The following is an 11,249-nucleotide window of genomic DNA, read 5'->3' on the forward strand; positions in this document are numbered from 1 at the left end:
TTATACCCCGAAGGACGACATCATCATGGCCGCGAACTGGGCCCCCGACAGCTGGACCACGGCCGAGGCCCGCCAGCTTCCCGACTATCCCGACGCCGCCGCGCTGACCCGCGCGACCGACACGCTCGGGACGTTTCCGCCGCTGGTCTTCGCCGGCGAGGCGCGCAACCTGACCGCCGAACTGGCGAAGGTCGCCGAGGGCGAGGCGTTCCTGCTCCAGGGCGGCGACTGCGCCGAATCCTTCGCCGAACACAGCGCCAACAACATCCGCGACACGTTCCGCGTCATCCTCCAGATGGCGGTGGTGCTGACCTATGCGTCGAAGCTGCCGGTGGTGAAGCTGGGCCGGATGGCGGGCCAGTTCGCCAAGCCGCGCTCCGCCCCCAACGAGACGATCGACGGTGTCGAGCTGCCGAGCTACCGCGGCGACAACGTCAACGACATCGCCTTCACCGCGGAAAGCCGGATCCCCGATCCGCAGCGGATGATCCGCGCCTATTCGCAGTCGGCGGCGACGCTCAACCTGCTGCGCGCCTTCGCGCAGGGCGGCTATGCCAACCTGCATCAGGTCCATCGCTGGACGCACGACTTCATGGGCCGCAGCCCGTGGTCGAAGAAATATGCCGAGACCGCCGACCGGATCGGCGAGGCGCTGGAATTCATGGCGGCGTGCGGGATCGACCCCGAAACCGTGCCGCAATTGGCGCAGACGCATTTCTACACCAGCCACGAAGCGCTGCTGCTGCCGTTCGAACAGGCGCTGACCCGGCAGGATTCGCTGACCGGCGACTGGTACGACACCTCCGCGCATTTCCTGTGGATCGGCGACCGGACCCGCTTCGAGGGATCGGCGCATGTCGAGTTCCTGCGCGGGATCGGCAATCCGATCGGCGTGAAGTGCGGGCCGAGCCTCGATCCCGACGCGCTGCTGCGGATGCTCGACACGCTCAATCCCGGCCGCATCCCGGGGCGGATGACGCTCATCACCCGCTATGGCTTCGACAAGATCGAAAGCGCGCTGCCCCGGCTGGTCCGCGCCGTCACGCGCGAGGGGCATCCGGTGGTGTGGAGCTGCGACCCGATGCACGGCAACACGGTGAAGGCGGTGACCGGCTACAAGACGCGCCCGTTCGACCGCATCCTCGCCGAGGTGCGCGGCTTCTTCGCGGTGCATCGCGCCGAGGGCACGCACGCGGGCGGCATCCATGCCGAGATGACCGGCCAGAACGTCACCGAATGCACCGGCGGCGCGATCGACGTGACCGAGCAATCGCTCGCCGACCGCTATCACACGCATTGCGACCCGCGCCTCAACGCCGGGCAGAGCCTGGAGCTCGCCTTCCTGCTCGCAGAGATGCTCAACGCCGAGATGGCGGAGCGCAAAAAGGTTGCGGCCTGACGCTTGACGCAGCGGAAGCGGGCGGCTAATCGCCCGCTTCCGCACAGCATGGCCCCTTCGTCTAGCGGTTAGGACGACGCCCTCTCACGGCGTAAGCACGAGTTCGATTCTCGTAGGGGTCACCAGCGTTTCAGATTTTATGTCGCGCCGTCCGTGGCGTCCCGTCGTTTGCCACGACCGCGGTCGTTTGCCCGCCGCATTGCGGCGTCCGGATACGGTGAAGCGGTCGCAGCCACGCATGACCGCGGCCGGGGGGAGATCGCCTGACGCACTCACCGTGTCCGCCGGTCCGCTTGCGCAACGCCATGCCGGACGCGCGCCGTTCGCGTCACCCGGCAATCCATCTCCACCCTCTATCATGACTGCCGGCGGTGGGACGCGGCGTGGCCGCGTGCCGATGCAGCGACGGTGCCATGTCGGGCGGTACAGTGTTTTGAGCAACGTAGTCGGCCCGACGGCGTGCGACGACGCGGTCTAGCCCTTGGTGCGTGGAATGCCCAGGAAGTCCCGCTTGCCGAGCTTCACCCCCCGCGCCCGCAGGATCGCATAGGCGGTCGTCGCGTGGAAATAGAAGTTGGGCTGCGAAAAGGAGAGCAGGAAATTCGCCCCGGTGAAGGGCATCCGCGTCTCGCCGATCGCGAAGTGGGTGTCGCTGTCCGCCAGCGCATCGACCGTGTCGCGATCGAACGCCGCGAGGCGCGTCATCGCCGATTGCAGGAGGGCGTGCAGGCCCTCGAAATCGGTCGGCCACGCGGACCGGTCGGGGGAAAAGGCGCCGGCCCGCACCCCCTCGATCCCGCCGATCGAATGCACCGCGCACGACTTCACCTGATAGCCGAACGGCAGCATGTCGGGTGCGAGGCGCGCGTCGATCAGGTCGGCATCCGCCTCGCCCCGCTCCGCACAGAATGCCGCCGCCTTGTCGAGCAGGCGGTCGAGCGCGGCCAGGATCTGGAGGTTGGAGGGCACGACGGCGTCATAGAGGGAGAATGTCATGTCACGGCTCCGCTGGCTGGAGTGCCGTTATGCCGCGTCCCGTGGGTCCGGTCCACGCCCGGACGGCAAAACGCCGCGAGCGGGTTCCGCCGCCCGGGCCCGCGGCCGGCCCCTCCGGCGCGATCGTACCGGGCCGCGCTCGGTCACCGGACCCCGGCGGGCTCCGGTCGCTACAGATAGCGCATCCACCAGCGCCGGCTGGTGCGCTTGCGGGCGGCGAACCAGCGCGTCGCCAGCCAGAGCGGCGGCGTCATCGCGGCAGCGATCAGCCATAGCCAGCCGACCGACGGCACCTCGCCGAACCGCGCGGTGGCGAGGCGCAGCAGATGCAGCGCGTAGATGTGCAGGACGTAGAAGAACAGCGGCGCACCCCCGAGCACCGACAGCCAGCGACCGCCCCGCGCCGGCCATGCCGCCAGCAGCAGCGCCCCCACCCCCAGCGTCAGCAACAGGAAATCGAGCGATGGCGGATATTTGGTGAGGTTCAGGAACCCCATGACCGTGGCGAGCGCGGTCGGGCCGATGCGCCATGGCGTCGGATCGCCATAGCCGTTGATCCCGCGCAGGACGCAGCAGGCGGCGAGCAGCGCGATGCCGAGCAGCGCCAGCCGCCGCGCCCGGCGGGCGGCGAACCACGGGCCGATCGCATGGCCCAGCGCGATGACGCCGATCCAGGGGAGCAGCGGGTAGGACGTCCGCGCCCGCGTCCCCGGCCACAGGTCGATGATGCCGCGGTCGTGCAGGATCGCCCACGGCACATGGCCCGGCGAACCGGCCGCGAAGGCGATCGGATCGAGCGCATTGTGGCCGATGACGATCGCCGCGCCGATCGCCGCGATCCATCCGCGCGGCAGGTGCACGAGCGCCGCCAGCGAGATCATCGACCAGCCGATCGCCCAGATCACCTGGAGGAACACCATCGGCGGGGGAAGCACGAAGCTCCAGCCGAAGCCGACGACGGTCACTTCGAGCACGATCAGGAACAGCCCGCGCCGGAGCAGGAAGCCGGCGGTCGCGGCGGCGGGCCTGCCCTGCCCGTACAGCCACGCCGCGATCCCGGTCAGCGCGACGAATATCGGTGCGCACAGGTGCGCCGCCAGCCGCGTGAAGACCAGGCCGGGCGGCGTCGTGGTCAGGTCCATCGGGTCGGCGACCTGATGTCCGATGAAGAAGGTTTCGCGCGTATGGTCGACCAGCATCAGCAGCATGACCAGCCCGCGCAGCCCGTCGATCGAGGCGATCCGTGCCCCCGGCGGCATCGCCGCCGCGGAGGTTGCGCCGGACGGCATGGTGATGGCGGGCTGCACGCGGGTCATGGCCGCGCCCTATGATATGTTATCTCACTGCGATCAACCCATCGGCGGCGCTTGCGTCGGGTGGCGGTCCGGCGGTACCGCGATCGGCCACGTCAACCGGAGCCCGATCCATGAAGACCCGCGCCGCCGTCGCGTTCGCCGCGAAACAGCCGCTCGAGATCGTCGAACTCGACCTCGAAGGCCCCCGCGCCGGCGAGGTGCTGGTCGAGATCATGGCGACGGGCATCTGCCACACCGATGCCTATACGCTCGACGGCCTCGACAGCGAGGGGCTGTTCCCCAGCGTGCTGGGCCACGAGGGCGCCGGCATCGTGCGCGAGATCGGCGCCGGCGTCACCAGCGTGGCGGTCGGTGACCACGTCATCCCGCTCTACACCCCCGAATGCCGCCAATGTAAGTCGTGCCTGAGCGGCAAGACCAACCTGTGCACGGCGATCCGCGCGACGCAGGGCAAGGGGCTGATGCCCGACGGCACGACGCGCTTCAGCTACAGGGGGCAGCCGATCTTCCACTACATGGGCTGTTCGACCTTTTCGAACTTCACCGTGTTGCCCGAGATCGCGGTGGCGTCCATCCGCAAGGACGCGCCGTTCGACACCAGCTGCTACGTCGGGTGCGGCGTCACCACCGGCGTCGGCGCGGTGGTCCATACCGCGAAGGTGCAACCCGGCGACACCGTCGTCGTGTTCGGGCTCGGCGGCATCGGCCTCAACGTGATCCAGGGCGCGAAGCTGGCGGGCGCGAAGATGATCGTGGGGGTCGACATCAACCCCGATCGCGAGGACTGGGGCCGCCGGTTCGGCATGACCCATTTCGCCAATCCCCGCGACGCATCCTCGGTGCCGGGGGGCGATATCGTCGCGCATATCGTCGCGCTGACCGACGGCGGCGCCGACTACAGCTTCGACGCGACCGGCAACACCGACGTGATGCGCCAGGCGCTCGAATGCTGCCACCGCGGCTGGGGGACGAGCGTGGTGATCGGCGTGGCCGAGGCGGGCGCGGAGATCAGCACCCGCCCGTTCCAGCTGGTCACCGGGCGCAACTGGCGCGGCACCGCGTTCGGCGGCGCGCGCGGACGGACCGATACGCCGAAGATCGTCGACTGGTACATGGACGGCATGATCCAGATCGACCCGATGATTACCCACCGGCTGACGCTGGACGAAATCAACCGCGGTTTCGACCTGATGCATGCCGGGACCAGCATCCGGTCGGTGGTGATCTACTGATCCCCCGCGCCCCGGAAAAATTATAACAGGAGAGAAGACCATGTTCAGTCACATCATGCTCGGCACCGACGATATGGATGCGTCCAGGGCCTTTTACGACGCCGCGCTCGGGGCATTGGGCGTGCCCCCGGGCCGCTCGGATCCGGCGGGGCGCACCGCCTATATGCACGCCGACGGCATCCTGATGCTAAGCCGGCCGATCAACGGCGAGCCCGCCTGCCACGCCAACGGCGGCACCGTCGGATTCGCCGCGCCGTCGGCGGAGGCCGCCGACGCCTGGCACGCCGCGGGCATCGCCGCCGGCGGCACCGCGATCGAGGACGCGCCCGGCGTGCGCCAGTCGCCGTTCGGCCCGCTCTACCTCGCCTATCTGCGCGATCCGGCGGGCAACAAGGTGTGCGCGATGCACCGCATCGCGGCCTGATGCGCGATCCCGCCTCGCCTGCGGCACTGGTGCTCACGCTGACGTGCGAGGATCGCGTCGGCATCGTGGCCGCGGTATCGGGGGCGCTGGCGGGAATCGACGGGTTCATCCTCGACAGCCAGCAATATGCCGATCTGGAGACGGGGCGCTTCTTCATGCGCGTCGTCTTCGGCGGCGGCGGCGCGCGCTTTCCCGGCGACCCCGCGGCGGTGCGCGCGGTCCTGGCCCCGGTCGCGGATGCCTTGGGGTTCGACTGGCGCCTTCACGCCGCGGACGACCGGCCGCGCGTACTGATCGCGGTGTCGAAGGGGTCGCACTGCCTCAACGACCTGCTTCACCGCCGGCAGACCGGCACGCTGCCGGTCGAGATCGTCGGCGTGGTGTCCAACCACGACGCGCTGCGTCCGCTGGTCGAATGGCACGGGCTGCCGTGGCACCATTTGCCGGTGACCGACGACCTGCGCGATGCGCAGGAGGCCGCGATAGCGGCATTGGTCGCCGCGACGCGCGCCGATTACCTGATCCTCGCGCGGTACATGCAGGTGCTCGGCCGTGATCTGGTCGCGGCGCTCGCGGGGCGCTGCATCAACATCCACCACAGCTTCCTGCCCGGCTTCAAGGGCGCCCGCCCGTATCACCGTGCGCATGCCCGCGGCGTCAAGCTGATTGGCGCGACCGCGCATTTCGTCACCTCGGACCTCGACGAAGGGCCGATCATCGAACAGGCGGTGGAGCGCGTCGACCATCGCGCCGGCGTCGACGACCTGATCCGGATCGGGCGGGACATCGAATCGCAGGTGCTCGCGCGCGCCGTCGCCTGGGTCGGCGAACGGCGGGTCTTCCTCAACGGCAACAGGACGGTGGTATTCCGATGACGATCGACACGGTGTCCATGGCGCGCGCCTTCGGCGGGACGCAGGGGGTCTACACGCACGCATCGCGCGCGACGGGCACGCCGATGACCTTTTCGGTCTATGTGCCGCCGCACGCGGCTGGCGCGACGCTGCCCGTCGTCTGGTATCTGTCGGGCCTGACGTGCACCCACGTCAACGTCACCGACAAGGGCGAATACCGCCGCGCCTGCGCGGAGCTCGGCCTGATCTTCGTCGCGCCGGACACCTCGCCGCGGGGTGAAGGCGTCGCGGACGATCCCGCCTGGGATTTCGGCCAGGGTGCGGGCTTCTACGTCGACGCGACGCAGGCCCCTTGGGACCGGCATTTCCGCATGTGGACCTACGTCACCGACGAACTGCCGGCGCTGGTCGCCGCGCATTTTCCCGGCGACATGACGCGGCAGTCGATCATGGGCCATTCGATGGGGGGACATGGCGCGCTGACGATCGGGCTGACCTGTCCCGACCGGTTCCGCGCGGTGTCGGCGTTCGCGCCGATCGTCGCGCCGACGCAGGTACCCTGGGGGCAGAAGGCGCTCGCCGGCTATCTGGGCGACGACCGCGCGGCGTGGCGCGCGCATGACGCGGTCGCGCTGATCGAGGACGGCGCGCGCCTGCCCGCGCTGCTGGTCGATCAGGGCACCGACGACGCCTTCCTCGCACCGCAATTGCAGCCGGAGCGGCTCGCCGACGCGTGCCGCGCGGCGGGGATCGACCTGACGCTGCGGATGCAGCCGGGATACGACCACAGCTATTACACCGTCGCGACCTTCATGGCGGATCACCTCGCGTGGCACGCCGCCCGTCTGGCCTGACTCGCGCGCCTATCGGCGGGTGCGCAGCGTGATCCGCGTCATCTCCGACGGCCGGCCCAGCCGCAGCGCGAAGCCCGGCCACAGCGCGGTGCCGTTGCTGACGTAGAGCGCCATGCCGTCGACCGGGTAGAAGCCCGAGACGAAGCCGCCGTTCGTCCGTGCCACGATCCGGTCGAGCCCCAGGATCATGCCGCCATGGGTATGGCCCGACAGCTGGATCGCGACCCCGCGCGCGGCGGCGCGGCGCGCATCGCGCGGCTGATGGTCGAGCAGGATGACCGGCGCTCCGCCGGGAGCGCCCGACAGCGCGGCGGCGAGATCCGGCCCCGGCTGTCCCGCCGCACGCGCCGACAAATCGGTGACGCCGGCGACGACGAGCTGCGCCGCCCCGCGGGTCAGGACGGCATGCGCATTGGGCAGCATCCGCATGCCAAGGCCGGTGAGGTGCGCCATCCAGTCGGGGTAGCTGAAGAAATATTCGTGATTGCCCGGGATCGCAAAGACGCCGTCGGGCGCCCGCAGGTCGCGCAGCGGCGCGACGTCGTCGCGGCGCATCGCGACCGACCCGTCGATGAAGTCGCCGGTGACGACGATCAGGTCGGCCCCCGCGGCATTGGCGCGATCGACGACGCGCCGCGTCCACTGCTGGGGGTACAGGCGGCTGATGTGCAGGTCGGTCAGCTGGAGCAGCCGGTAGCCATCGAACGCCGGCGGCAGGTCGCGGACCGCGATCTCGAGATCGACGACCGGCGGCACGCGCATCGCCTGCGCCACGCCGAGCGCGGACAGCGATGCCGCGACCGTCGCCAGCCCGTAGCGCAGCCGGTCGGGCACCACGATCGGCTGCTGCCGGACCAGCCAGGCGACCAGCGTCGCGAGGTCGAGCACCAGCTGCATCAGCGCAAGGAACAGGATCGCGCCGAACGCCCAGTTGAACGCGACGACGAGGACGCGCGGAAACTCGGGTGCGAACACCGATCCCGACGACAGCCGGCTCCACAGGTGGAATTGCGACGCGACGACCAGCAGCACCGCCGCCGCCAACTTCCATTCGGTCGACATCGCGAGCGGCCACAGCCAGCGCGCGATCACGAGCAGGCATGGCAGGGCAAAGAACAGGTGGAAAATCGTGCGTCTCCGGCGGGGCGGCATCGCGCGGCGCGGTCCCCGTGCGATGCCGCCTACAGCATGTGTCGGGCCGCCGGCGAGCGCTACGCGGGCCTGGCCAGCATCTTTTCCGCACTCGTCCGCACGAAATCGGCGATCGGGCCCGACATCATCGCGAGCATCATCGGCACTCGGACGGTCCCGGCGACGGACGCCGCGGCCACCGTCATGTCGACCGCGACCCGCTGTCCCATCGCGACGATGGCGAGCGCCAGCGTGTCGGGGCCGGTCCAGTCGGCATCGACGGTGCCGCCGCCGGGGATATGCTGGGCGAGCTTCGGCAACCCGGCCTCGATCCGGCGGCGTGCCTCGTCGCGGCCGAGATCGTGGGGAATGTCGAAGGGAATGGTCGCCATGGTCGTCTTTCGGCCTCGGTCCGTGGGAGGGGGCGGCCTTACTGCCGCGCGAGCGTCACGTCGCCGGCCTTGCGCTGGTCGGGCAATGTGAAGCTCAGCGTACCCGCCGCCGCATCGCCCTGCGCCGCGACGGCGCGGCGGCCGGCGGACACCACGCCCGCGCCCTGCCAGCCGTGCACGACCATGCGGATCTGCTTCCACCACGGCGCGAACCGGCCGGTGCGCGCGCCGAAGGCGATCGTCATGCCGTTGTCGGTCATCCGGCACGTCACCGCCTGGCGCAGGAAGCCGCCGCGGGTGAACGCCATCGAATGGCCGTCGTCGGCGTAGAGGTCGCCGCGGCAATCCTCGCCCGGATAGACGTCGAGCTGCAACGGGCCGTTGGGTACTTCGGCGGTCGACTGGACCAGCGGCTGGCGCGGCAGGATGGTGCCGGCGCGCACGAACACCGGCAGCGTGTCGATCCGGGGCGTGACCGTCACCCGGTCGCCGAGCACCGTCGCGACGCCGGTCGCCTGCGTCGCCGACTGGATCTGCCCCGGCCCCGCCTGTTGCTGCGGCACGCCGGCGCGCTGGCCGGTCCAGTAATCGTACCAGCCCCCCGCCGGCAGGCAGACGTCATAGTCGCGCGGCTGTTCGGGACTGGGCGACGGCGCGACCAGCAGCGAACGGCCGAGCGTGAACGTCCACGACTGGTCGCAGCTCATCCGCATCGCCGCGGGATAATCGTAGAAGACCGGGCGCAGGATCGGATCGCCGGTCCGCGCATTCTGCTCGGCCAGCGCGTACAGATACGGCATCAGCCGGTAGCGTTCCTCGACGAAGCGGCGACGGATGGCGAGATGTTCGGGTCCGTCCACCCACGGCTCGGCGCGCGGCGTGCCCTTGGCGCTGTGATCGCGGAAGACGGGATAGAAGGCGCCGATCTGGAACCAGCGGGTCAGCAGGTCCGCGCTAGGACCGCCGGCGAAGCCGCCGACGTCGGCGGCACCGTAGGAAAAGCCGGAAAGGCCGAGGTTGATGATCTGCTGCACCGACAGCTTGAGGTGATCCCAGGTCGCGAGGTTATCGCCGGTCCACGTCACCGAATAGCGCTGGCCGCCGGCATAGCTGGCGCGAGTCATCACGAAGGCGCGCTCGTCGGGGGCGAGGCGGCGCAGCCCGTCGTAGGTCGCGCGCGTGTTCTCCATGCCATAGACGTTGTGGATCTCGGCGTGTGTCGCGGTGCGGCGCCCGAAATCGTCGCTGACGATCCGGTGGACGACGTCGTCGGGCATCGTCTTGGTCGGGGTTTCGAAGATCGCCGGCTCGTTCATGTCGTTCCACGCGCCGGCGACGCCCATCCGCACCTGGTCGGCGAACAGGTCGCCCCACCAAACCCGCGTCTTCGCCTGCGTGAAGTCGGGGAACACCGACGGCCCCGGCCACACCGGCGCGACATAGGTCGATCCGTCGGCGCGGTGGACGAATTCGTCGGTCCGCGTCCCGCTGTCATACGGGGCATAGCCCTGCCCCTCCGCCTTGGCGACGTGCAGGTCGGTGATCGTCACGACCCTGAACCCCTGCCCCTTCATGTCGCCGATCAGGCCCTTGAGGTTGGGGAAGGCGTTCTTGTCGACGGTGAAGGGGCGGTTGCGATCCTGGAAATCGATGTCCAGCCACAGCACGTCGGTCGGCACCCGCTCCTGCCGCAGCCGCGCGGCGACGGCGCGCAGTTCGTCCGCGCTCATGTAGCTGTAGCGCGACTGCTGGTAGCCGAGCGCCCATCGCGGGGTCAGCGGCGCCTTGCCGGTCAGGTCGGTATAGCGGCGCACGACGTCCGCGGTGGTCGGGCCGGCGATCAGATAATAATCGATCGGGCCGTCGGGGCCGCCGAAGGCGAGCGTCCGGTCGTCGCGATGGCCGAAATCGAACCACGTCCGCCACGTATTGTCGAGGAACAGGCCATAGCTGCCGCCCTCGCCGCCGACCCCGATGAAGAAGGGAATCGACTTGTAGATCGGGTCCTCGCCGCCGGTGAAGCCGAATGCGTCGGTGTTCCAGTCGACGAAGGTCTTGCCGCGCCGGTCGAGCCCGCCGGTCTTGTCGCCCATGCCGAAATAATGCTCGCCCTGCGGCATCGCCTTGGCGAGCGTGAAGGCCTTGCCGTCGAAGCGGACCGGGCCGGTGTCGGCGGAGATGACGTGCCCGGCGAGATCCTCGACACGCAGCCCGCCGTCGGCGCCGAAGCGGACGCGGACGGCCTTGGTCGCGAAGCCGTCGGCGGCGGGGGTGACGGCGACCGAGCGCGCCCGCGTCGCGCGATCGACCGCCCAGCTCGCGTCCTCGGGCATCGCGCCGTCGCGGCCGATGCGGACGCGCAGGATGCTGTCGGTCAGCGCGACGACGCGGACGATCGCCTGTCCCTGTCGCGCCTCCGCCCCGTCGGGCCGCGGCGTCACCTGCGCGCGGACGGCGGCGGGCATGGCGATCGTGGCAACGGCGGTCATTGCCAGCAGCGTGGTGGCGCGCATGGTCGTGTCTCTCCCGGTCTTGTCGACAAGGCTGTGCGCAGTCGTTCCGGCGGCGTCAATCGAACGGACGCAGGCATACGTATGCAGGGCTGGCGCATGCGGCCCGCGCATGCGCCGGATCGGGGTGGCGGTCACGGA

10 protein-coding genes and 1 tRNA gene are annotated in these 11,249 nt (G+C 69.9%); 6 read left to right on the top strand and 5 right to left on the bottom strand.

Annotated elements, in window-relative coordinates; all coding sequences use genetic code 11:
- Positions 1 to 25 precede the first annotated feature (25 nt).
- Both LPN01_RS11535 and LPN01_RS11540 read left to right on the top strand, forming a co-directional pair.
- Positions 26 to 1,399 (top strand): class II 3-deoxy-7-phosphoheptulonate synthase, encoded by a 1,374-nt coding sequence (locus LPN01_RS11535; protein WP_262828620.1) that lies wholly within the window; start codon positions 26 to 28, stop codon positions 1,397 to 1,399.
- 50 nt (positions 1,400 to 1,449) lie between these two features.
- A tRNA-Glu gene (locus tag LPN01_RS11540) sits at positions 1,450 to 1,524 on the top strand.
- Positions 1,525 to 1,873: 349 nt separating this feature from the next.
- On the opposite strand, the gene LPN01_RS11545 is transcribed toward LPN01_RS11540, so the two are convergent.
- Both LPN01_RS11545 and LPN01_RS11550 read right to left on the bottom strand, forming a co-directional pair.
- Positions 1,874 to 2,395, bottom strand: coding sequence for a DUF1993 family protein (locus LPN01_RS11545; RefSeq protein ID WP_262828566.1), 522 nt, complete (start codon positions 2,393 to 2,395; stop codon positions 1,874 to 1,876).
- Between the two features lie 170 nt (positions 2,396 to 2,565).
- Positions 2,566 to 3,711 carry a DUF1624 domain-containing protein gene (locus LPN01_RS11550; RefSeq protein ID WP_262828567.1) on the bottom strand — a complete coding sequence of 382 codons (1,146 nt, stop codon included), beginning with the start codon at positions 3,709 to 3,711 and terminating at the stop codon, positions 2,566 to 2,568.
- A 110-nt stretch (positions 3,712 to 3,821) separates the two neighbouring features.
- Between LPN01_RS11550 and LPN01_RS11555 the strand changes: the two genes are divergently transcribed.
- Genes LPN01_RS11555 through fghA form a run of 4 tightly spaced genes read left to right on the top strand, consistent with a single transcriptional unit; the run spans position 3,822 to position 7,075 of the window.
- Positions 3,822 to 4,943, top strand: coding sequence for an S-(hydroxymethyl)glutathione dehydrogenase/class III alcohol dehydrogenase (locus tag LPN01_RS11555; protein WP_262828568.1), 1,122 nt, complete (start codon positions 3,822 to 3,824; stop codon positions 4,941 to 4,943).
- A gap of 40 nt (positions 4,944 to 4,983) precedes the next feature.
- Positions 4,984 to 5,367: a VOC family protein gene (locus LPN01_RS11560; RefSeq protein WP_262828569.1), complete on the top strand. Its 384-nt coding sequence runs from the start codon at positions 4,984 to 4,986 to the stop codon at positions 5,365 to 5,367.
- A complete protein-coding gene (gene purU, locus LPN01_RS11565; RefSeq protein ID WP_262828570.1) occupies positions 5,367 to 6,242 on the top strand; it encodes a formyltetrahydrofolate deformylase in 876 nt (291 codons plus the stop codon). The genes LPN01_RS11560 and purU overlap by 1 nt, the downstream gene beginning before the upstream one ends.
- Positions 6,239 to 7,075 carry an S-formylglutathione hydrolase gene (gene fghA, locus LPN01_RS11570; protein WP_262828571.1) on the top strand — a complete coding sequence of 279 codons (837 nt, stop codon included), beginning with the start codon at positions 6,239 to 6,241 and terminating at the stop codon, positions 7,073 to 7,075. The genes purU and fghA overlap by 4 nt, the downstream gene beginning before the upstream one ends.
- Before the next feature lie 9 nt (positions 7,076 to 7,084).
- Here the strand turns inward: fghA and LPN01_RS11575 are convergent, their stop codons facing one another.
- From LPN01_RS11575 to LPN01_RS11585, 3 genes are read right to left on the bottom strand one after another with little or no spacing between them, the layout of a single operon-like run.
- A complete protein-coding gene (locus LPN01_RS11575) occupies positions 7,085 to 8,227 on the bottom strand; it encodes a metallophosphoesterase (protein ID WP_262828572.1) in 1,143 nt (380 codons plus the stop codon).
- Positions 8,228 to 8,286: 59 nt separating this feature from the next.
- On the bottom strand, positions 8,287 to 8,598 hold the full coding sequence (locus tag LPN01_RS11580; RefSeq protein ID WP_262828573.1) for a polyhydroxyalkanoic acid system family protein: 312 nt from the start codon (positions 8,596 to 8,598) through the stop codon (positions 8,287 to 8,289).
- A gap of 38 nt (positions 8,599 to 8,636) precedes the next feature.
- A complete protein-coding gene (locus LPN01_RS11585) occupies positions 8,637 to 11,111 on the bottom strand; it encodes a TIM-barrel domain-containing protein (protein ID WP_262828574.1) in 2,475 nt (824 codons plus the stop codon).
- Between the last annotated feature and the right edge of the window lie 138 nt (positions 11,112 to 11,249).

It is taken from the genome of Sphingomonas sp. A2-49 (assembly GCF_025548555.1).
In the GTDB taxonomy this organism is placed as follows: domain Bacteria; phylum Pseudomonadota; class Alphaproteobacteria; order Sphingomonadales; family Sphingomonadaceae; genus Sphingomonas.

Coding starts and splice junctions, on each gene's coding strand:
- LPN01_RS11535 (WP_262828620.1), top strand. CDS start 26: ATGGCCGCGAACTGGGCCCCCGACAGCTGGACCACGGCCGAGGCCCGC.
- LPN01_RS11545 (WP_262828566.1), bottom strand. CDS start 2,395: ATGACATTCTCCCTCTATGACGCCGTCGTGCCCTCCAACCTCCAGATC.
- LPN01_RS11550 (WP_262828567.1), bottom strand. CDS start 3,711: ATGACCCGCGTGCAGCCCGCCATCACCATGCCGTCCGGCGCAACCTCC.
- LPN01_RS11555 (WP_262828568.1), top strand. CDS start 3,822: ATGAAGACCCGCGCCGCCGTCGCGTTCGCCGCGAAACAGCCGCTCGAG.
- LPN01_RS11560 (WP_262828569.1), top strand. CDS start 4,984: ATGTTCAGTCACATCATGCTCGGCACCGACGATATGGATGCGTCCAGG.
- purU (WP_262828570.1), top strand. CDS start 5,367: ATGCGCGATCCCGCCTCGCCTGCGGCACTGGTGCTCACGCTGACGTGC.
- fghA (WP_262828571.1), top strand. CDS start 6,239: ATGACGATCGACACGGTGTCCATGGCGCGCGCCTTCGGCGGGACGCAG.
- LPN01_RS11575 (WP_262828572.1), bottom strand. CDS start 8,227: ATGCCGCCCCGCCGGAGACGCACGATTTTCCACCTGTTCTTTGCCCTG.
- LPN01_RS11580 (WP_262828573.1), bottom strand. CDS start 8,598: ATGGCGACCATTCCCTTCGACATTCCCCACGATCTCGGCCGCGACGAG.
- LPN01_RS11585 (WP_262828574.1), bottom strand. CDS start 11,111: ATGCGCGCCACCACGCTGCTGGCAATGACCGCCGTTGCCACGATCGCC.